This window comes from Fictibacillus marinisediminis (assembly GCF_023149135.1).
In the GTDB taxonomy this organism is placed as follows: Bacteria; Bacillota; Bacilli; order Bacillales; family Fictibacillaceae; genus Fictibacillus_C; species Fictibacillus_C marinisediminis.
Genome location: NZ_JAIWJX010000002.1, coordinates 2,427,586 through 2,448,664, shown reverse-complemented (window position 1 = coordinate 2,448,664; position 21,079 = coordinate 2,427,586). Strand labels below are relative to the sequence as shown.

24 protein-coding genes are annotated in these 21,079 nt (G+C 46.3%); 23 read left to right on the top strand and 1 reads right to left on the bottom strand.

Annotated elements, in window-relative coordinates; translation table 11 throughout:
- The first annotated feature begins 309 nt into the window (after nucleotides 1–309).
- The 15 genes from trpD (at nucleotide 310) to LCY76_RS12900 (ending at nucleotide 13,095) form a co-directional block, all read left to right on the top strand.
- Entirely contained in the window at nucleotides 310–1,350 is a 1,041-nt protein-coding gene (trpD, locus tag LCY76_RS12970) for an anthranilate phosphoribosyltransferase (RefSeq protein ID WP_248252993.1), read from the top strand.
- A complete protein-coding gene (gene trpC / locus LCY76_RS12965) occupies nucleotides 1,331–2,089 on the top strand; it encodes an indole-3-glycerol phosphate synthase TrpC (protein ID WP_248252992.1) in 759 nt (252 codons plus the stop codon). Before trpD ends, trpC begins: the two co-directional genes overlap by 20 nt.
- The gene (locus LCY76_RS12960; RefSeq protein ID WP_248252991.1) at nucleotides 2,079–2,741 is read left to right on the top strand and encodes a phosphoribosylanthranilate isomerase; all 663 of its coding nucleotides are present in this window, start codon (nucleotides 2,079–2,081) and stop codon (nucleotides 2,739–2,741) included. Before trpC ends, LCY76_RS12960 begins: the two co-directional genes overlap by 11 nt.
- Complete coding sequence (trpB, locus tag LCY76_RS12955) at nucleotides 2,722–3,930, top strand: tryptophan synthase subunit beta (RefSeq protein ID WP_248252990.1); 1,209 nt, start codon at nucleotides 2,722–2,724, stop codon at nucleotides 3,928–3,930. The genes LCY76_RS12960 and trpB overlap by 20 nt, the downstream gene beginning before the upstream one ends.
- Nucleotides 3,920–4,735, top strand: coding sequence for a tryptophan synthase subunit alpha (gene trpA, locus LCY76_RS12950; RefSeq protein ID WP_248252989.1), 816 nt, complete (start codon nucleotides 3,920–3,922; stop codon nucleotides 4,733–4,735). Before trpB ends, trpA begins: the two co-directional genes overlap by 11 nt.
- Nucleotides 4,736–4,753: 18 nt before the next feature.
- On the top strand, nucleotides 4,754–5,866 hold the full coding sequence (gene hisC / locus LCY76_RS12945) for a histidinol-phosphate transaminase (RefSeq protein WP_248252988.1): 1,113 nt from the start codon (nucleotides 4,754–4,756) through the stop codon (nucleotides 5,864–5,866).
- 315 nt (nucleotides 5,867–6,181) lie between these two features.
- Nucleotides 6,182–7,441 (top strand): tetratricopeptide repeat protein, encoded by a 1,260-nt coding sequence (locus LCY76_RS12940; RefSeq protein WP_248252987.1) that lies wholly within the window; start codon nucleotides 6,182–6,184, stop codon nucleotides 7,439–7,441.
- A gap of 109 nt (nucleotides 7,442–7,550) precedes the next feature.
- Nucleotides 7,551–8,087: a ReoY family proteolytic degradation factor gene (locus tag LCY76_RS12935; protein WP_053358065.1), complete on the top strand. Its 537-nt coding sequence runs from the start codon at nucleotides 7,551–7,553 to the stop codon at nucleotides 8,085–8,087.
- A gap of 90 nt (nucleotides 8,088–8,177) precedes the next feature.
- The gene (locus LCY76_RS12930; protein ID WP_248252986.1) at nucleotides 8,178–8,639 is read left to right on the top strand and encodes a YpiF family protein; all 462 of its coding nucleotides are present in this window, start codon (nucleotides 8,178–8,180) and stop codon (nucleotides 8,637–8,639) included.
- 134 nt (nucleotides 8,640–8,773) lie between these two features.
- Nucleotides 8,774–9,277: a Rieske (2Fe-2S) protein gene (locus LCY76_RS12925; RefSeq protein ID WP_062235401.1), complete on the top strand. Its 504-nt coding sequence runs from the start codon at nucleotides 8,774–8,776 to the stop codon at nucleotides 9,275–9,277.
- A gap of 3 nt (nucleotides 9,278–9,280) precedes the next feature.
- Nucleotides 9,281–9,952: a menaquinol-cytochrome c reductase cytochrome b subunit gene (gene qcrB, locus LCY76_RS12920; RefSeq protein ID WP_053358068.1), complete on the top strand. Its 672-nt coding sequence runs from the start codon at nucleotides 9,281–9,283 to the stop codon at nucleotides 9,950–9,952.
- A gap of 133 nt (nucleotides 9,953–10,085) precedes the next feature.
- Nucleotides 10,086–10,844, top strand: a complete 759-nt coding sequence (locus LCY76_RS12915) for a menaquinol-cytochrome c reductase cytochrome b/c subunit (RefSeq protein WP_053358069.1) — start codon at nucleotides 10,086–10,088, stop codon at nucleotides 10,842–10,844.
- 67 nt (nucleotides 10,845–10,911) lie between these two features.
- Nucleotides 10,912–11,499, top strand: a complete 588-nt coding sequence (gene lhaT, locus LCY76_RS12910) for a lipoprotein heptaprenylglyceryl N-acetyltransferase LhaT (protein ID WP_248252985.1) — start codon at nucleotides 10,912–10,914, stop codon at nucleotides 11,497–11,499.
- 59 nt (nucleotides 11,500–11,558) lie between these two features.
- Complete coding sequence (locus tag LCY76_RS12905; protein WP_248252984.1) at nucleotides 11,559–12,344, top strand: sporulation protein YpjB; 786 nt, start codon at nucleotides 11,559–11,561, stop codon at nucleotides 12,342–12,344.
- A 73-nt stretch (nucleotides 12,345–12,417) separates the two neighbouring features.
- Nucleotides 12,418–13,095, top strand: coding sequence for a zinc metallopeptidase (locus LCY76_RS12900; protein WP_248252983.1), 678 nt, complete (start codon nucleotides 12,418–12,420; stop codon nucleotides 13,093–13,095).
- 355 nt (nucleotides 13,096–13,450) lie between these two features.
- Here LCY76_RS12900 and LCY76_RS12895 read toward each other — a convergent pair whose 3' ends face one another.
- Nucleotides 13,451–14,323, bottom strand: a complete 873-nt coding sequence (locus LCY76_RS12895) for a YitT family protein (protein WP_053358073.1) — start codon at nucleotides 14,321–14,323, stop codon at nucleotides 13,451–13,453.
- Nucleotides 14,324–14,480: 157 nt separating this feature from the next.
- On the opposite strand from LCY76_RS12895, the gene LCY76_RS12890 reads away from it, so the two are divergent.
- From LCY76_RS12890 to panB, 8 genes are all read left to right on the top strand, one after another.
- Nucleotides 14,481–14,807 (top strand): nucleotide pyrophosphohydrolase, encoded by a 327-nt coding sequence (locus LCY76_RS12890; protein ID WP_248254670.1) that lies wholly within the window; start codon nucleotides 14,481–14,483, stop codon nucleotides 14,805–14,807.
- A 1-nt stretch (nucleotide 14,808) separates the two neighbouring features.
- The gene (dapB, locus tag LCY76_RS12885) at nucleotides 14,809–15,612 is read left to right on the top strand and encodes a 4-hydroxy-tetrahydrodipicolinate reductase (protein ID WP_248252982.1); all 804 of its coding nucleotides are present in this window, start codon (nucleotides 14,809–14,811) and stop codon (nucleotides 15,610–15,612) included.
- A gap of 14 nt (nucleotides 15,613–15,626) precedes the next feature.
- A complete protein-coding gene (gene mgsA, locus LCY76_RS12880) occupies nucleotides 15,627–16,043 on the top strand; it encodes a methylglyoxal synthase (RefSeq protein ID WP_053358075.1) in 417 nt (138 codons plus the stop codon).
- A complete protein-coding gene (bshB1, locus tag LCY76_RS12875; RefSeq protein WP_248252981.1) occupies nucleotides 16,040–16,732 on the top strand; it encodes a bacillithiol biosynthesis deacetylase BshB1 in 693 nt (230 codons plus the stop codon). Before mgsA ends, bshB1 begins: the two co-directional genes overlap by 4 nt.
- An 11-nt stretch (nucleotides 16,733–16,743) precedes the next feature.
- On the top strand, nucleotides 16,744–17,871 hold the full coding sequence (gene bshA / locus LCY76_RS12870) for an N-acetyl-alpha-D-glucosaminyl L-malate synthase BshA (protein WP_248252980.1): 1,128 nt from the start codon (nucleotides 16,744–16,746) through the stop codon (nucleotides 17,869–17,871).
- A gap of 6 nt (nucleotides 17,872–17,877) precedes the next feature.
- A complete protein-coding gene (locus LCY76_RS12865; RefSeq protein ID WP_248252979.1) occupies nucleotides 17,878–19,065 on the top strand; it encodes a CCA tRNA nucleotidyltransferase in 1,188 nt (395 codons plus the stop codon).
- Nucleotides 19,050–20,036, top strand: a complete 987-nt coding sequence (locus LCY76_RS12860) for a biotin--[acetyl-CoA-carboxylase] ligase (RefSeq protein ID WP_248252978.1) — start codon at nucleotides 19,050–19,052, stop codon at nucleotides 20,034–20,036. Before LCY76_RS12865 ends, LCY76_RS12860 begins: the two co-directional genes overlap by 16 nt.
- 209 nt (nucleotides 20,037–20,245) lie before the next feature.
- Nucleotides 20,246–21,079 (top strand): 3-methyl-2-oxobutanoate hydroxymethyltransferase, encoded by an 834-nt coding sequence (panB, locus tag LCY76_RS12855; RefSeq protein WP_248252977.1) that lies wholly within the window; start codon nucleotides 20,246–20,248, stop codon nucleotides 21,077–21,079.

The following is a 21,079-nucleotide window of genomic DNA, read 5'->3' as shown; positions in this document are numbered from 1 at the left end:
AAACTGTGCGTAATGCTTTATCTTGTGTTTTAACGATTTAGATTTTCAGAATGATTTAGCCCAGAGAGCAGTTTAGTTGAGAGATGAGAATAGTTGAGAATGATGAGTGGAGCCGAGCAGAGGGTTATGAATACATAGTACCCATGCCTCTTCGAGCATGGGTTTTTTTGTACCTCTTTTTCGCCTCATTCATTCTCCATTTTTGATGGAGGTGAATATGCACCATGTTATGTCTATCTTTTTATTTATCCCCTACATGAACGGATCGTTGCTGCCTTATTGCATTAATAATCTTAAGGAGGGATTGCAATGGCCGTCAAAGAACTTCTCAAAAAAGGAATTCTTGGAGAAACCTACTCACAAAAAGAAGCCTACGAAATGATGAACGAAATACTGGAAGGAAAAGTGACGGAAGTCCAGCTTTCCAGTTTGCTGACCATACTCCGGCTGCGGGGGGAAACCATCGAAGAAATCGTTGGATTCTCAACTTCAATATTGGATCATACCGTGCCGCTTCACCTCGAATATCCGCAAATCCTTGATACGTGCGGAACAGGCGGAGACGGTGCGTCAACCTTTAATATATCCACTGCGTCTTCCTTATTGCTCGCATCAACGGGCATTAAAGTTGCCAAGCACGGCAATTCAGCTGTTACATCGAAAAGCGGGAGCGCAGACGTGCTTCAGCAGCTCGGGATCGGATCAAGCGGCGATGCGTCTGAAATCGCAGAGAATCTGGAGAAGTTCTCTCTTTGTTTCCTTTTTGCGCCAAACTATCATCCGGCACTCCGGCATGCGAGCCAAACGAGAAAGGGACTGTCTTTCCGAACGGTTTTTAATATTCTCGGTCCGTTATGCAATCCGGCCCATCCAACACATCAGCTGATCGGTGCCTTTAACAAGGAAACGGCAAAAAAAATGGCGCATGCGATTGCTGATTTCAAAGAGCAGAGAACCTTAGTGGTTACAGGAGCAGACGGATTGGATGAATGCTCCATATTCGCACCGACACACTTTTTCGAAGTGGAGAATGGGAACGTGAACGAATTCACACTCACTCCTGAAGATGCAGGACTTCCATGCGGAACTTTAGAAGAGGTGACGGTGGCCTCCAGTCAGGAGAGCGCAGCCTTGATCAAAGCAGTTCTGAGCGGTAAAGCTTCTGCTTCTGCACAAAATATCGTGATCTATAATACCGCCGCCTCTTTATATTTGACAGGAAGAGCCTCAACCATCCATGAAGGGGTTAAACTGGCACGGGACATTATTACAACGGGGAAAGCCAGCCGCCATTTAGAAATGATTCAGAACCAAACAGGAGGATTGCCTTATGCTGCAACAAATTCTTGATCAAAAAAAGGAAGAAATCACAAAGCTTGAAAACAACTTCACTATAAAACATAACAGAAAAAAGGCATCTCTCTATGAGGCGATCAGAACATCAGAAAATGCGCCTGCGCTCATTGCTGAAGTTAAGAAAGCTTCGCCTTCAAAGGGGACGATTAAGGAGCATTACGTTCCTGCAGAGATTGCCGCTGAATATGAACAGGGAGGGGCGGCTGCAATATCGGTGCTTACGGATCAGCGTTTTTTTCAGGGACATGCGGCAGACCTGGTCGCTGTAAAACAGATGGTCTCTCTTCCGGTCTTGAGAAAAGACTTTATTATCGACAAGCTCCAAGTCCTCGAGAGTGCTCATATCGGCGCTGATGCGATTTTGCTGATCGCCGCTGCCATGACACCGCAAAAGCTGCACGAATTGTACGAGTTTGCTCATGAGCATGATCTGGAATGCCTTGTGGAAGTTCACTCTGTAGAGGAGCTGGAAGGCGTCCTGAAGCAGTTCACACCAAAGCTCGTCGGGATCAACAACAGGGATCTCCGTACGTTCAAAACGGATGTAAAACATACAGCGGCCATCGCCAGCCATATTCCAGAAAGCATATTAACCGTGAGTGAGAGCGGAATAAAAGAAACAGACGATCTCCATTACTTGCGCAGTCACAGCATCAACGCGATTTTAGTCGGCGAAACGCTCATGCGTGCTTCCTCTCCGGCCGAAGGGATCAAGACGCTGTATGGCCGGTAAGACTACGTTTCTTAAATTTTGCGGATGCCGGAGCAAGGAAGACCTGCTTCTTGTAAAAGAGTCACGCGCAGATCTGGCAGGATTTATTTTTGCCCCGAGCAAACGAAGGGTAACTCCTGAAGATGCGGGCAAATGGGTGATGGAAAATCAGCCGCTCAAACAGCAATTAACAGGAGTATTTGTGAACCCTTCTCTTGATGAAATAAAGGCCGCTTTAGTAAACGTGCCTTTAGATATCGTTCAATGCCATGGTGATGAAACTCCCGGATTTCTAAAAGAACTAAAGAAAAAAACAGGAATAAAGATTTGGAAAGCCGTACGCCACGAGCAAGCCGGATGGAGCGTCCTGAAAGAGTTTGCCGGGGTCGCAGACGGATATGTAATTGATGCCCGGGTAGAGGGAGCTTACGGAGGAACAGGAACTGCCTTTGACTGGGATGCTGTTCCGATGTATTTACAGGAGGCCGAACGGCAAGGTGTTCCTTGTTTTATTGCCGGGGGTATTCATGCAGAAAACATTACAAAACTGCTGAGCTATAGTCCGGACGGCATAGACATCAGCAGCGGAATTGAGGAAGACTGTAAAAAAAGCCGAAAAAAAATAAAGGATATAGAAGGGATGATGATGCAATATGAAAACAGTATATCCTGACAGCCGGGGAAGATATGGAGAGTTTGGCGGGAAGTTTGTACCCGAAACGATCATGTTTGCTTTGGATGACCTTGAGAAGGGATTTAATGAAGCGATTGAAAACGCTGAGTTCATGGAGGAGCTTCAGCATGAGCTTGCCGATTACTCCGGCCGTCCTACACCTTTAACTTATGCAGGTAAGCTGAGTGCAAAGATCGGCGGAGCGTCCATCTACCTGAAAAGAGAAGATTTGAACCATACTGGTGCCCACAAGATCAACAATGCGATCGGGCAGGCGCTGCTCGCAAGAAGGATGGGAAAGAAAAAGATTATCGCTGAAACAGGAGCAGGACAGCATGGCGTTGCTGCTGCTACCGCTGCTTCGAGGTATGGTTTGGAATGCAAAGTATATATGGGCGAGGAGGACATCCGCCGTCAGGCTCTAAACGTCTTCCGCATGAAACTGCTGGGAGCGGAAGTGATTCCGGTGAGCAGCGGAACAAAAACGTTAAAGGATGCGACGAATGAAGCGATCAGGCAATGGGTCGCATCGGTTGAAGATACTTTCTACATGATTGGATCAGCCGTTGGGCCGCATCCGTATCCGAAGATCGTCAAAGAGTTTCAGAGTGTGATCGGATACGAGGCAAAAGCACAATTTGCTCAAATAAAGGAGGGCGGCCTTCCTGAGAAAGTGGTGGCCTGTGTAGGGGGCGGCAGTAATGCAATCGGTATTTTTTCGGCGTTCGTCGATGAGGATGTTTCTCTTGTCGGGGTTGAAGCGGGAGGCAAAGGACTCTTGACCGGCCTGCATGCCGCGACGATGGCGAACGGGACAGCCGGTGTTATCCATGGATCATTGACGTACCTGCTTCAGTCGCAGGAAGGCCAGATCCAGGAGCCTTATTCCATCTCAGCAGGTTTGGATTATCCTGGAGTAGGACCGGAACATGCTTTCTTAAAATCAACGGAACGTGTCAAATATGAAAACATCACGGACGAGGAAGCGCTTGAGGCACTGAATCTCTTATGCCGTGAAGAAGGCATTCTTTGTGCGCTGGAGAGCGCACACGCTGTGGCACAAGCATTAAAAGAAGCACGAAGCATGCGTGCTGAAGAAAACATCATCGTCTGCCTGTCCGGCAGGGGAGATAAAGACGTTCATACACTTTTTGAGCAGCAGAAGGAGGAAGTCTCTCATGGGCAGTAGAATGAAAGAGTTTCAGTCAAAGAAATCGTCATTGTTCGTACCCTTTATCACAGCAGGTGATCCTTCTCCCGTGGTTACGGTTGACCTGGCTCTCGCTCTTCAAAACGAAGGGGCGGATGCACTGGAGCTGGGTATTCCATATTCTGATCCACTTGCAGACGGGCCGGTGATCCAGCGGGCTTCCAAACGGGCGCTGGAAAATGATATGAGTTTGGAAAAAGCCATGAAGCTCGTCGCAAACATGCGCGCAGCCGGTTTAACCATTCCGGTCATTATCTTTACTTATTACAATCTTTTGTTACAATTGGGAGAACAGAAATTTTTTGAATTGGCATCACAGAACGAAATTGATGGGCTGCTTGTGCCGGATATGCCTTTTGAAGAAAGCAAAGACCTTCAGAAGTCATGTTCCGCCCATGATCTAAGCTTCATTTCTCTCGCTGCGCCCACTACTTCTCAAGGAAGGCTAAAAGAAATCGGAGAGGCTGCACAGGGGTTTCTCTATTGCATCTCTTCACTTGGTGTTACCGGGGCAAGGACTTCGTTTGCCAACGGCCTGGACCGCTTTCTGGATGAAGCGAGATCTGCGAGTTCGGTTCCGGTATTGATCGGTTTCGGCTTGTCGAGCAGAGAGCAGATGCAGCAATTTGAGGGTAAATGTGATGGTTTTATCATGGGGAGCACGATCGTATCAAAAATTGAGGAGCTGGGACCAGATCTTCTCAGGGAGGACAAGAAAGGAGAGGCGCTTCAAACGTTCTCTGACTTTCTTTCCAAGCTGGTCCCGCTGAATGTTTACAGTTAACAGAAAGGAAGGGTCTTTGTGGAGGCAAAATCACAGCTGTTGAATTTAAAACCCTATCAGCCGGGAAAACCAATCGAGGAAGTGAAGCGCGAATACGGGCTGGACAAAATCGTTAAATTGGCATCAAATGAGAATCCATACGGAAGCTCGCCTTCGGTTAAGGACGCTATCGTTTCAGAAGCCGCTCACTTAGGGCTGTATCCTGATGGCTACAGCGCTGAACTGCGGGAGGAGCTTTCAGAATTTTTAGGAGTAAAAAAAGGAAATTTGATTTTTGGCAATGGTTCCGACGAAGTCGTGCAGATCTTGTCAAGAAGCTTTTTGCATGAAGGAACGAACACGGTCATGGCAGCGAACACTTTTCCTCAGTACAAGCATAACGCTGTGATTGAAGGAGCAGAAGTTCGCGAAGTTCCGCTGCTTAACGGAGAACATGACCTGAATGAGATGCTCAAAGCGATCGACGGACAAACAAAAATCGTTTGGCTGTGCAGCCCGAATAATCCTACCGGCCATTATATTGATCAAAAATCGTTTGAAACATTTATGGCTGAAGTTCCTCCGCACGTACTCGTAGTGAGTGACGAGGCGTATTATGAATACGTTGAAGCCGAAGATTTTCCAGAGACCATCACTTATTTGGACCGATATCCGAATTTGGTGATCCTGCGGACGTTTTCTAAGGCTTACGGACTTGCTGCACTCCGGATCGGTTATGGAATCGGTGATGAGAAGCTTATCACCGCCATTGAACCGGCCAGAGAGCCGTTCAACACCTCACGCATTGCACAGGCAGCAGCCCGTGCTGCGATCAAAGACCAGGATTTCATCAGCACCTGCTCTGAAAGAAACAGAGAAGGGCTGCAGCAATTTTATGATTTCTGCCAGAAACGCGGATTGGTTTACTATCCTTCTCAAGCGAATTTCATCCTAATTGATTTTAAGGAAGACTCGAATCTTTTGTTTCAGCATCTTCTTGAAAGAGGCTACATTGTGCGTTCTGGATCAGCACTGGGCTTTCCTACAAGCCTCAGAATAACGATTGGCGATAAGCAGCAGAACGGGGAGATCATTGAGCATCTGGAAAATTATTTGCTGGTGTCAGGAAATACAGAAAAAGAAACCGTTTAAACCAGAGAATAGGGGCCTGCTCGGCCTCTTTCTCGATAAATTCAAAATTTTCGAAAAATACTGTTGATTTTTGAAGCGCTACTGCTATAATATAACTAATATGGTTTCTCTCCACTCCTATCCATATTATTGTTTTCCCTGACAGCGCTTTCAAAGTCAGGGCTTTTTTTTGTTTTCCTATACTCATATCTTTGCAGGTGCGCTCATAGCCTGTCTATATAAGGGCGAAGGCGAATCGTAGATTTTGAAGTGAACACACCCTCTCATGTATAATGAAAACAAAATAGATTGCCGTAAGAGAAGGAGTTTTTGTTATTGGAAAAGTTACAAGAAGCCATCACCCTTGTTGAAATGGGACATGTCCGTGAGGGCATGAAGCTCATCGAAATGCTTACAAAGGAAGCCGACCATCAAACACTCTATGATATTGCGAGGGTTTATGAAAACTGGGGACATCTGGAGGAAGCGATGAAGATCGTTGCTCAGTTGAGAGCTTTTTACCCGGAGGATGGCGACCTCGGCATCTTTGCCGCCGAGCTGCTCATTGAGATGGAAAAGGAAGATGAAGCTTTGGAGATGCTGGGACAAATCAGTGCATACGATGATTCTTACGTCCAATCGCTCCTATTGCAGGCTGACCTTTATTTTATGCAAGGACTCCATGAAGTTGCGGAGCAAAAGCTCCTGAAAGCCAAGCAGACCAAACCGGATGAGCCAGTTCTTGCTTTTGCTCTTGGTGAACTGTATCTTGAACGAGGCGATTTTATCAAAAGCGCTGCCTTCTTCAAGGAAGCCGAACCGATTGCGTCGACTCTTCCCGAAGGGGATCTTTACCTAAGGCTTGCCGAAGCGCTGAGCAGAGGCGGTAAGTTTGAAGAAGCTCTTGACTATTATAAAAAAGGCCTGGAATCCAAAAAAGAACTGCACAGTCTGTTTGGATACGGATTGACCGCGTATAAAACAGGGGAGTATAAAACAGCGATATCTGCGCTTGAAGAATTAAAAGGACTGGACCCTGAGTATACGACGCTTTATCCTTTGCTTGCTTCATCCTATGAGGAAGAGGGGGCCCTTGACGAGGCGATCGAGGCGATCCGGGAAGGAATCAGCAAGGATGAATTCAACGAAGACCTTAAAGTACGTGCCGCACGCCTCATGTACCGGACAGGAAACAAAGAAGAAGGCGAAAAGTACGCGAGGGAGGTTATCGCGCTCAATCCTTCAAATGCTGAGGCTGTCCTTCACTTGTCTTCCATGCTTAAAAAAGAAGAACGTTTTGCTGACATGGTCGAACTGCTCACACATGTTGCAGAGCAGGGTGACGAAACGCCGGAGATGATCTGGGATCTGGCCTTTGCATACAAAGAAGCAGAAGAATATGAACAGGCCAGAGAACAATATGAAGCGGCCTTTCCTTCCTTCACGAACCATGAAGTCTTCTTGGAAGAGTATGGCATGTTTCTGATCGAAGAAGGGGAACCTGTAAAGGCAGCCGGCATCCTGAAACAAGCCTTGTCATTGAACCCGAACCTTTACCATGTTGAAGAAATAATCAGCCGGCTGGAAGAGTACTAATCAACCCGCTTTTTTCTTTAAATATTCTTTCCGGTTAGAAGGATTTATCAAGCAGGGCAAGAATATACTAAAGTAATATACTTTGGTTAGGAATGATGGGGGGATCACAATGAGCAGCACCGTTTCTGTCCTTGAAAAGAAGGATTTTATTAAATGGTTTTTAAATCATTATCAACTAAAAAAACGTGAGTGCGTCTGGTTGTTAAACTACCTTGTCAGTGACGACCAGCTCATGGAAAAGGTTCACTTTGTGGAGAAAGCAGAGTATTGTCCTAAAGCCATTATTATGTCCGCTCAATGTACCGATGGTGTTCCATTCCGTTTTTATAAACAGAATGTCTTGACAACGGATGCAGAAAAATCATTCCACGATATCCGGCTTAACCAGGAAGAAGACATCTTTATTGAACTAAACTTTAATTCTTCAAGATTGACGCCCGAGTATGCCTCGGTACTGGAAGAAAATCCGCATCTGCCTGACAATATGGTAACAGACCGGAAATATGGACTGTGGGCAGAACTGATTCTTGACCAATCGGTATCCCAATTTAAAAAACAGAAAATACTCGTTAACATTGACCGTGCGCTGGACCAAAAAGATGAAGAAACTTTCCAGCAGCTTACCGAAGAACTTAGAAAATTGTAACCCTCTTTTTTAAAAAGAGGGTTTTATTTTGTTTTTTTTGATACGATGGAATACATATTAAACTATTTTTACATAAAAGGAGTTTCACAGATGAAATGGAGTTCAGGTGATATTAATATTTATCAGCAGTCGAAAGAGTTTGTGGATACTGTCATCATTCCCCTTCAGCCTCTTTCTTTCGGCCCTTCCATGAGGACAAGCGCAGGGATGGCTGATTATTCCCTTCTCATTGCAGAAGAGACAGAACGTCAGCTGCACGGACGCTTGTTTCTCATGCCTTCCTTTACCTATTTGAAGCTGGAAAGTGAAGAAGCTCTCATGTCCCGGCTCCACTCATGGGTCAGTGAACTTAAGGAAGAAGGGTTCCGCCATATTTTTTTCTTGACGAGTGATGCCGATTGGAAAAAAGCTGAACAGGAGCTGGAAGAAACACTCCTTTGGATGCCTGTCATACCGATGGAGACGATGGACTCGTCATATAAGGAAGAAATCGTTAAAGAACAGGTCAAACAGCTGTTTCAGATCATCCTTCATAAGTGGCAGGAAAGCTAAAAAACCAAGCACTGGAGATACATGTTCATATTGACAGTAAAAGACAACTTACGCTATCATGTTAATGTCCTAGTAATATGTGTGTAAAACAATTGTCCGGATGGACTTTATTTACAGCAAGGGGGGGAAACGAAATGTCTAAGGAAGATATCTCCAGACGCCAGTTTTTGAACTACACATTGACCGGTGTCGGAGGGTTCATGGCTGCAGGGATGCTTATGCCAATGGTGCGTTTTGCCATCGACCCCATCCTTGAAAAGGGTGCGGACCAGGATATGGTAGCGGTTACTGAAGTCAGCAAGATCGGCAAGGAACCAAAACGATTTAACTTTAAAATCAAGCAAAAAGACGGATGGTACGAATCAGAGGTCACCCAATCTGCGTGGGTCTACAAAAACGGCAAGGGCGAATTAATAGCGCTTTCACCGGTTTGTAAGCATTTGGGATGTACCATCGACTGGAACACTGATCCAAGCCACCCAAGCCAATTTTATTGTCCTTGCCACGGAGGCCGTTATGAGAAAGACGGTACGAATATTAAAGGTACACCGCCGCTTGCGCCTCTCGATGTTTATGACAGCAAGGTGAAGGACGGAAAGTTGTATCTAGGAAAGGCAAAACCACGAAAGGGGGCGTAATAGATGCTGCAAAAAATTTACGATTGGGTAGACGAGCGTTTGGATATTACGCCGCTTTGGCGCGATGTGGCTGACCATGAAGTGCCAGAGCACGTTAACCCGGCCCATCATTTTTCCGCGTTCGTTTATTGTTTCGGAGGATTAACGTTCTTTATTACGGTAATCCAAATCTTGTCTGGAATGTTCTTAACGATGTACTATGTTCCGGATATTGTGAATGCCTGGGAATCTGTATATTATCTGCAGAATCAGGTGGCATTCGGTGTCATCGTTAGAGGAATGCACCACTGGGGAGCCAGCTTGGTAATCGTTATGATGTTTTTACATACCTTGCGCGTATTTTTCCAGGGCGCTTACAAAAAACCTCGTGAATTGAACTGGGTAGTAGGAGTATTGATTTTTGGTGTTATGCTTGGACTTGGGTTCACAGGCTATTTGTTGCCGTGGGATATGAAAGCGCTGTTCGCTACAAAAGTAGGGATTCAGATCGCAGAAACAATCCCTGTGATCGGACCGATCGCGAAAACATTCCTAGCAGGCGGAGAAATCATCGGAGCACAGACATTAACGCGTTTCTTTGCGATTCACGTATTCTTCCTGCCGGCTGCACTGCTCGCGCTCATGGGTGCCCACTTTATCATGATCCGCAAACAGGGTATCTCAGGTCCGCTGTAAAATTGCTTTTTTAATTGTCTTTATTTTTAAAATTGAGTGACCATTCTCTACATCAGAGATATATCTTGGCAGATAAAGCTCATCTGCGTCAGAGCAGATAAGCTTCTAGACGCTAAAAAAGGGAGGGAGAAAGATGCATCGAGGCAAAGGAATGAAGTTTGTAGGAGACTCCCGTGTTCCTGCAGAGCGCAAGCCGAACATTCCGAAGGATTACTCTGAGTATCCCGGAAAAACGGAAGCGTTTTGGCCAAACTTCCTTTTGAAAGAATGGATGGTAGGTGCCGTCTTTTTAATAGGGTATTTAATCTTAACCATTTCTCACGAATCTCCGCTGGAGCGTAAAGCAGATCCGACAGATGCAGGATATATTCCGCTTCCTGACTGGTATTTCCTATTCTTGTATCAGCTCTTGAAATACAAGTATGCTGCCGGTGATTACGTTTTAATCGGAACGATTGTTATTCCTGGACTTGCTTTCGGAGCGCTGCTGCTCGCACCATGGCTGGACAGAGGGCCGGAACGCCGTCCTTCACGCCGTCCTGTTGCTACAGGATTAATGCTGCTTGCCCTTATTTCCATTACATATTTAACATGGGAGTCCGTTGTTACCCATGACTGGGAAAAGGCGAAAGAACAGGGTAAAATCGTGGAGACCAACATCGACAAGAACGATCCCGGCTATCAAGTCTTCAAAGGCCAGTCCTGTGTAGGCTGCCATGGATCAGAATTGACAGGCGGAACGGGGCCATCACTTATTGGAACCGGTTTAAAACCTGAACAGATCATGAAGATCGCCAAAGAAGGGCGAGGGGCTATGCCTGCAAACGCTTATAAAGGCAATGAAGCCGATTTGAAAAAATTGGCCACATTCATTTCAAAACTGAAAAAATAAACATCAAAAAAAGCTGGCTTGCAGAGTCGGCTTTTTTTACATCAATCGGCAAGTGAGGAGAAAAAGAATGATTTATCTTTATGGAATTTTGAAGCAAAAATGGTTCCTGTCCAGTTTGCTTATCATCAATATTCTTGGAACGGCCTATGGATATTACTGGTATAAAGACCAGCTCGCTGCAACACCGCTGAAGTTTGTTCTTTTTGTGCCAGACAGCCCGACGGCCAGTCTGTTCTTTGTCTTCGTGCTCATTGCGTTTCTTTTCGGAAAAAACCTTCCATATATCGAAGCACTGGCCGCGGTAAGCCTTTTTAAGTACGGAATCTGGGCGGTTGGCATGAATATTGCCGGCGGTGTAGTCGATCCTCCTATGTATTGGGCCAATTATATGCTCATCGTTTCCCATCTGGGGATGGCGATCGAAGGCCTCCTTTATACACCGTACTATCGAATTCAGCTCCGGCATCTGGCGGTAGCGGGCCTTTGGGTATTTCATAACGAAATTATCGATTATGTTTATGGTATGATGCCGAGGTACGACGTACTCTGGAAACATATGCAGCTTATCGGATATCTTACCTTCTGGCTCAGTGTGGTATCCGTCGTCCTTGTGTATTATTTAACGAGGGAGAAGCCGGCTCACTCCGGCAAATAAAGGTCTAACCTTGTCCGTTTCCTCATATGATTTGTTATACCGTATGGGAGGGACAAGGAATGAAATTTAAATTTGCGGCTGTGTTCAGTTTACTGCTGGTTAGTCTTCCGATTGCTGCACACGCGAACGGCGGACAGACCAGCAGCCTTGAAAACGTCACTCAATTATCGGATAAAGCGCTGGAGCTTGCCAAAGAGGAACGGTATAAAGAAGCGAGCGAAGTCCTTTTCTATTTGTCATCTCAATTTGGTAAGGGCGCCCTGAAGGCCGATTTGGCTGAAGATAAAATCCGCATGGTTGATGTCACAGTAGAAGATACAATCGAAACGCTTGGAAGAGCTGAAGAACCGCGCGACGTTAAACTCCACCGGCTTACAGGTGTAAGGCTGCTTGTCGACGCCTTGATTTCCGATCATCAGCCGCTGTGGAAACAAACGGAATATCAGCTCATCAATCCATTAAAGCACATGCAGCTGGCTTTACGGAAGAATCATAATCAGGAATACCAGGAGGCGGCAAACGAGTTTCTCGCCAACTACGCCATGATCCGCCCGGCAGTCAGCATGGACGTTGAAGATACTTTTTTTAATCAGGTGGATAAAGATATCGAGTTCATCGACAGCAGCCGGACCAGCATTTTCACATCCTCAGCGGACAAGAAGAAACTTGAATCCGTTAGATCCGATTTTGAAAACCTGTTTGCTGCAAAAGAAGACAACTCTGAACCTTCCCTGTTCTGGCTGATCTTTTCCATCGGGGGAATCATCTTCTCTACATTATTTTATGTAGGATGGAGAAAATACAAAGCGGAGAAGGAAAACGTGAAGGCTGTAGATAAGCGGTAAAGCATTCTGTTTGACAGATATATGGCGACAATCATAAAATTAAAGTAATTACTATAGTGGAGGAATGCTATAAATGTCTTTTCTCATCTATTTTGCATTGTTGCTGATCATCCCGATCTGGGCACAGATGAGGGTGAAAAGCACGTATAACAAGTACGCAAAAGTTGAAAACTCAACAGGAAAAACAGGGGCGGAAGTCGCCCGTGAAATACTGGACCGCAATGGGCTATACAATGTCGCGGTTGAGCCGGTCAGAGGACGGCTGTCCGACCATTATGACCCGCGTTCAAAAGTTGTCCGCTTATCCGAAGAAAACTATTACGGCCATTCCATTGCAGGATCTGCAGTAGCCGCCCACGAAGTCGGCCATGCCATTCAGGATAAGGAAAGCTACGCGCCGCTGCGTTTCCGGCATGCTCTAGTGCCGGTTGCTAACTTAGGTTCCAACTTTGCTTATCTTTTGATCATTGCAGGAGCTATTTTCTACTCTGCTAATCTTTTGTTAATCGGTATTATCTTCATGGCAGCCGCAGTCCTCTTTCAGCTGGTAACACTCCCAGTCGAATTTAACGCGAGCAGCCGTGCGATGGATCAGATCGTTTCTACTGGCATGATCCGGAACAATGAAGAGCGCCAGGCAAGAAAAGTCCTTAATGCCGCTGCACTGACATATGTAGCTGCAGCATTGGTCGCTGTATTGGAGCTTCTACGCTTCATACTTATGTTTGTAGGAATGAATAATGACGATTAAATGACGAAACCCCTGCTCAGGCAGGGGTTTTATTGTTTTTTGTGGTGCAATGGATGAAGAATGCGGGTATGTGAGCGGAATTGATTCAATTGAGTGAAGAATTGAACCGTAGAAATAATAATTGAACCAAACTAGAGGATAATTGAATCGTACTGAATATTCTTTCAATTCCACCTGGCTGCTGCATAAAAAAGCGTGCTGAAGTACGATTACTTCAACACGCTTTCCTTCAGTTGGGATTCAGCTTCAGCGTCTAAAGACTCGACGACTTCACTCTTTCACCCCAAAACAAAAATCGTGTTGAAGTTCTAGAGTTCCAGTCTTTTTCGTCTTTGGTCTGGCGCTTCAGCTTTTCTCATATCCCTATCGGATTCTTATCACTATCGAGTGTGAAGCCTTCTCCGAGGACTTCGTGTACGTCGTTAACGGTTACGAAGGCATGGGGATCGACCCGTTCAATTACTTGCTTAAGCCGGACGATTTCGTTACGCGCGAACACGCAATAAAGAACTTCTTTCTGGCTGCCAGTAAAGCTCCCTTTAGCGCTGAGCAAGGTTGCGCCGCGGTCGAGCTCTTTCATGATCAATGCAGCGATCTCGGTATTTTTTTCGGAGATGATCATTGCGGCTTTGCCGGCATAGGCGCCTTCCTGCATAAAGTCGATGACGCGTGCGCCGACAAAAACGGCGACAAGTGTGTACATCGCTTCTTTGTAGTTGAGGTAAACTAGCGACATTGTGATGACCACCGCGTCAAACATAAACATGGTCTTTCCCATGCTCCAGCCGAAGAATTTATGGCCGAGCCTCGCGATGATATCGACACCGCCAGTCGTTCCCCCGAAACGGAAGATGATTCCTAGGCCGATACCGATGAATACCCCGGCAAAAAGAGCGGCGAGAGGCATATCCTGTTTCAAATTAATTGTAAGAGTTGAATAACGCTGGAAGAGAAACAAGAACAGTGAAACACCCAGCGTGCCGATCATCGTATAAATGAATGCGTTTTTTCCAAGCAGCTTCCATCCTACAAAGAAAAGAGGGATGTTGAGGGCAAGGTTGGAATAGGAAGGGTCAATATGGAACAAAAAGTAAAGGATAAGGGTAATTCCTGTAAATCCGCCCTCTGCCAGATTGTTTGCCATATTGAAGTGGACGATGCCAAATGAAAAGATGGCGGAACCAAATAAAATAAAAAATACGTTTTTGCTGCGAATCGGAAATGTCATTTATGTGCCTCCTGATACTGATGCGATACCCTGTTTGCGTTTTCATTATAAAGGAAAAAGAAGGGAGGTTCAATCGCTCGTGAAATTTGTCAAATGTCTTATTCTTCGCTAACATAAACGTAGGATTGTCGAAGAGGTGATATCGTTGAAAAAAACCATGCAGGAAATGCAGCAAGACGTTGATACATATATCGGCCAGTTTAAAGAGGGGTATTTCAGCCCCCTTGCGATGATGGCCAGGATGACAGAAGAGCTTGGCGAGCTTGCTCGTGAAGTTAACCACTATTACGGTGAAAAACCGAAAAAATCCACTGAAAAAGAGCAGACCATTGAAGAAGAATTGGGTGATATTTTATTTGTCTTACTATGTTTTGCCAATTCACTCGATATTAGTATGGAAAAAGCCTTTGATATGGTCATGAATAAGTTTAATACGAGAGATAAAGACCGATGGACGCGCATCGAAGAAGGAGAGGAAAAGTAGCATGAGCAAACAAATAACCATTGTCATTGCCGGGCCAAGAGGAAAAATGGGGCGTGAAGCCGTGAACATGGTCAACGAAACTCCACATTTTACACTTTCAGCAGTGATTGATTCCAGACATGCAGGAATGAAGCTGAAAGATCTGGAGGGAATGCCATCCCTCGATATTCCGGTATACGATGACGCAACACTTTGCTTTTCAGAAATCAGGCCGGATGTTTTGATCGATCTTACGAAGCCTGAGATCGGGAAAGTCCATCTTGAACAGGCGCTCGAGCATAATGTCAGGCCTGTCATCGGAACGACAGGCTTCTCGGATGAGGATTTAGAGCGTCTGAAAAACCTCGCTCAAGAAAAAGAACTTGGAGCGATCATCGCCCCCAACTTTGCGGTTGGTGCCATCTTAATGATGAAGTTTGCCCAGATGGCTTCCAAGTATTTGCCTGATGTTGAGATTATTGAGAAGCACCACGACCAAAAACTCGATGCCCCATCCGGAACGGCTTTGAAGACGGCACAGCTGATCAGAGAGGTCAGAGAGCCAAAATCCCAAGGACATCCTGATGAGAGAGAAGATCTTCCTGGAGCAAGGGGTGCTGAACTTGATGGAATACGGATTCACAGTGTCAGGCTGCCGGGGCTTGTTGCCCACCAGGAAGTCATTTTAGGCGGAGAGGGACAAACCTTAACGATCAAACATGATTCGATGAACCGTGCTTCGTTTATGCCTGGTGTTAAGATGGCGGTAGAAGCGGTTGTAAATGTGGATCATCTCGTATATGGCTTGGAAAATATTATAGAGTAAAAGGTGGGGGAACGATGAGAATTGCTTTGGTTGCGCATGATAATAAAAAACAGGAAATGATTAACTTTTCCATGGCTTATGAACCAATTTTAAGAAAACACGAGCTGTTTGCCACGGGAACGACCGGGCAAAAGATAATGGACGCAACCGGACTGGACATCCATCGGTTCCAATCAGGCCCGCTTGGCGGGGATCAGCAGATCGGTGCGCTGATCGCTCAGAATAAAATGGATCTGGTGCTCTTTTTTAGGGATCCATTAACTTCGCAGGCGCATGAACCGGACATCTCTGCACTCATCCGTCTTTGTGATGTATATCAGATTCCTGTCGCGACGAACGTGGCGAGCGGAGAACTTTTTATCCGGGCGATGGAGCGAGGCGATTTCAACTGGAGAAATATTATTAAAGAAAGAGAAGGAAATCAATCATGAACAAAGAAAGCTGGCTGGCTGTCGGCGCCCATTCCGACGATGTTGAGATCGGAATGTCAGGCACGATTGCGATACATACGGCCAATGGAGGCAAGGTTTCAATCTGTGACCTGACAAGAGCCGAACTGTCTTCCAATGGAACAGTGGAACTGCGCAAGGAAGAAGCAGGCCATGCGGCAGAAGTTATAGGTGTTTCCGAGCGTTTGAATCTTGAGCTGCCGGACAGAGGTCTGTTGATGAAAGAAGAATACATACTGGCGATTGTTTCATTGATCAGGCGCAAGAAGCCTGATTGTCTCTTTATCCCGTACTGGGAGGACCGCCATCCCGATCATGGCAACTGCTCAAGGCTCGCAGAGGAAGCCGCTTTTTCAGCCGGGGTGAGGAAGATTATTGATCCTGACAACCTGCCGCCACACAGGGTAAAGAAAATCTATTATTATTTTATCAATGGTTTTCATAAGCCTCAGCTCTTGGTCGATGTTTCAAGCGTCTATGAGAAGAAGAAAGCTGCGCTTCAATGCTATAAGAGCCAGTTCGTAAAGCAGGATGACAGCTTTGATACACCGCTTGTCAACGGCTATATCGAGTCGGTGAGCGCGAGGGAGAAGATGTTCGGGCATGAAGCGGGCGTAGACTATGCGGAAGGCTTTATGATGAAGAAACCCCTGTTATTAAAGAAATTATAAGGAGAACAGCTATGAAGCTTAAAATAGGAATCACTTGTTATCCTACTGTAGGTGGATCGGGTGTTGTAGCGACTGAGCTAGGAAAACTGCTGGCAGAAAAGGGGCATGAGATCCATTTTATCACTTCAAGCCTGCCGTTTCGGCTCGGGAAAGTATACGCCAACATCTTTTATCATGAGGTTGAGGTGAACAACTATTCTGTTTTTAAATACCCGCCATATGATCTGGCATTGGCGAGCAAGATGGCGGAGGTCGCAAAACGCGAGAAACTTGATATCATCCACGCGCATTATGCCATTCCTCATGCGATCTGCGCTTTTCTTGCCAAGCAGATGGCCGGCGAACAACTAAAGATTGTGACGACACTGCATGGTACCGACATTACGGTGCTTGGATACGATCCTTCACTGAAGGAGATGATCAAGTTCGGCATCGAGAATTCAGATGCGGTGACCGCCGTTTCTAACAGTCTTAAGGATGATACCTATAAGCTGCTCGGCATAAAGAACGAGATTCAGCCGATCTACAATTTTGTCGATGAACGGGAATACTTTAAGCAGGAGGCTGCCCATCTTAAAAAGGGATACGGCATTAAACCGGAAGAAAAGGTGATCATCCATATCTCCAATTTCCGTTCGGTCAAACGGGTGCCGGATGTCATCAGGGCCTTCCATAAGATCGTGAGTACGATTCCTGCCAAACTTCTCTTGATCGGAAATGGGCCGGAATTTACGGTAGCGTGCAAAATGGTGCAGGAACTGGATATCGAGGATCATGTCCTTTTTCTCGGCAAGCAGGAAAATGTGGCAGAACTATTTTCGATCAGTGATTTAAAGCTCCTCCTTTCTGAGAAAGAAAGCTTCGGACTTGTTCTTCTTGAAGCTATGGCGTGCGGGGTGCCCGTTGTCGGTACGAATATCGGCGGCATTCCAGAAGTGATTCTGGACGGAGAGACCGGCTATATCTGCGAGCTGGGAGACATAGACGGCATCGCAGCGGCCTCCCTTTCTATTCTGACGGATGAGAACAAACAGCAGACGTTCGCCTATCAAGCGATGCAGCACGTCAGGGATCATTTCCATTCTTCTAAGATTGTAGGAGATTATGAGGATTTATATTACAGTGTGCTAAAAGGATAGGATAATATGAGCGATCTTTTTGCCGGAGCACAGATCATCATGGACAGGCTGCTACAAGCCGGCTACCAGGCGTATATGGTAGGTGGATGTGTGAGGGACTACCTTTTGAACCGGGACATCGGAGATATTGATATCGCCACCTCTGCACTTCCAGAAGTGGTGTGTTCGCTTTTTGCAAAAACGATCCCTGTCGGCATGGAGCACGGGACCGTTATCGTGCGTGTACAGCATATTTCATATGAGGTGACAACTTTCAGAAAAGAAGGCACTTACGTTGACCGCCGTCATCCATCTTCTGTGGAGTATATTGATTCATTGTTCGAAGATCTTTCAAGACGAGATTTTACGATCAATGCCATGGCGATGGATGCGGCCGGAAATTTGCACGATCCGTTCGGCGGCAGTCAGCATTTAAAGGATAAGAAAATCAAAACGGTCGGAGACGCTGAAAAGCGGTTTATGGAAGACCCTCTTCGTATTATGAGAGCTCTCCGCTTTTGGGCGGTCTTGGGTTTTACACTTGAAGAGGAAACAGAAAAAGCGTGTAAAAGACTTGCAGATGAATTAAAAGAGATTGCAGTGGAACGCCTCGCTGCTGAGTTTATAAAACTGTTAAGAGGTATAGAAGCATCTTCATGCCTCAGGTTTATGTTTGAAACAGGGGTGGTTTCCTCCCTTCCAGAGCTTAACCGTTTCAGGAGCTCTTCAGAACGATTGTATGCTTTGGATTGGGCCTGCTTGGAGAGTGATGAAGAAAGGTGGGCCGCGCTGCTGTTTCTCCTTGGGGAGGAAGATCCAGCCGTCTTCCTGAAAGCCTGGAAGCAGTCCAATGCTTTGATCCGTTCGGTACTGCAGCTCATCCGTTATCTGGACAAGGAGGAACTGCGGCCGCACGATCTTTATGAATTGGGAGAATTGCAGGCAGTGTCCTGTCAGAGGGTGAGAAATGCAGTGAAGGGCAGGATTGTGGATGAGGATCTTGATTCTGTTCAGAAACGCTTTCAAAAACTGCCGATTCATCAGCGGAAAGAGCTTGCTGTAAACGGGAAGGACATCGTAAGTCTTGATGAATCAGAGAAAGGCCCCTGGATACAGGAGATGCTGCAGAGGATCGAACACGGGGTAGTTGAAGGAAAAGTTCTAAATGAAAAAAGGGCCATCATGGAGTGGGTGAGGAGTTGGAAGGGAAAATGAGACAGCATTTGCTTCAGATGCTTATTGAGAATGGAGATACGTTTGTTTCCGGACAGCAGATCAGTGATGAGCTGAATTGCTCTCGTACGGCGATCTGGAAGCATATCACAGAGCTGCGGAAAGAAGGATACGTGATTGAAGCCGTTCAGCGGAAAGGCTATCGTATCGTGTCTTCTCCCGACCGCGTGACTGAGCATGAGATCAGCGCCCGTCTGAAATCGGATGTATTAGGCAAGAACATCGTGTATGAAGAATCGGTGAAAAGCACACAGGAAATCGCACAAAAGCTTTCTTATGAACAAAAGCCGGAGGGTACGCTTGTAGTTGCTGACGAACAGACAGGCGGCAGGGGCAGACTCGGAAGGCCTTGGCAGTCTCCAAAGGGCACCGGAATCTGGATGAGCCTCATCCTGCGTCCGGAAATCCCCCTTCAAAAAACGCCGCAGCTCACACTTCTCGCTGCTGTCAGTGTCACGAAAGCAATCTACAAAGTGACAGGGCTGCATGCAGAGATCAAATGGCCGAACGATATTTTGATCAACGGCAAAAAAACAGTCGGCATTCTGACAGAGCTTCAGGCGGAATCTGATCGTGTGCACGCTGTGATCATCGGGATTGGCCTGAACGTAAATGTAACAGTCGAGGATTTTAATGAAGATGTCAGAAAGATCGCAACATCGCTGAAGATCGAATCAGGAAATGAGACGAAAAGAGCCGATTTGATCGCAGCCATTCTTGAAGAGATCGAAGTTCTTTATCGTGAATATTTAAACAAAGGCTTTGGGCTGATCAAACTGTTGTGGGAAGGATATGCCCATAGCATCGGAAGGCGGATCAAGGTGAGGACAGCGAGCCAGCAGCTTGAGGGCGTGGCCAAAGGAATTACTGATGAAGGCATCCTGCTCCTTGAAGATGATAACGGAAAGGTGCATTCGATTTATTCAGCGGATATTGAGATACCCGGAACATAAATAATATGGTACATTATAAAGTGTAGAAAAGGCGGTATCCCGCAGTGCGGGAACTGCACTTTCTTTGAACGTATGACAGATAGCTTTACATCTGCCTAGATCCATCAAGGACCGGGACAGAGGGATTGGAAAGGTTAGAGATGCAATGGACCCCTCTGCTTAATTGAGGGGTTTTTCCTCTGTTCCTCCCAAAAAAAGGAGGAAGAAGGATGAAGACCACGCAAAGTTTTTTGGCTATGAAGCAGCAAAAAGAAAAGATCACCATGATTACTGCTTACGACTTTCCATCAGCCCAGCTGGCCGAACGAGCGGAAGTGGATATGATTCTCGTCGGCGATTCACTCGGAATGGTGGTCCTTGGGTACGATTCGACAGTACCGGTAACCGTAGAGGATATGATCCATCATGCCCGCGCTGTAAAACGAGGGGCACCGAACACGTTTATCGTGACTGATATGCCCTTTATGAGCTACCATGCCGGCAGAACGGAGACGGTGAAGAACGCGATGAGGATCATGCAGGAAACAGGCTCCCACGCTCTCAAGCTTGAGGGTGGAAAGAATGTGATCGAAACGATTGGATATTTGATGGATGCGGGCGTTCCTATCGTAGGCCACCTCGGGCTTACACCTCAGACAGCTGGCGTGCTCGGCGGTTATAAAGTACAGGGAAGAGAATCGAAAAAGGCAAAACAGCTGCTCCAGGATGCCCTTGCGATCGAAGAGGCGGGAGCTTTCGCTCTTGTGCTTGAATGTGTACCGAAGCAGCTGACACAGCTCGTTGCGGAGTCCGTGAAAATTCCTGTTATTGGCATTGGTGCCGGGAATTCTGCCAACGGCCAGGTGCTTGTGTATCATGATCTGGTCGGCTATGGCTTTCATCATGTTCCTAAATTTGTGAAGATGTTCGCCCATTCGGCGGAGGATATGCAAAAGGGGATCGCAGACTTTATTGCTGAAGTAAAAGAAGGAACGTTTCCTGCTGATGAGCATTCATTTACGATGAAGCCGGAAGATGCAGAAGCGCTGTACGGAGGGAAATAA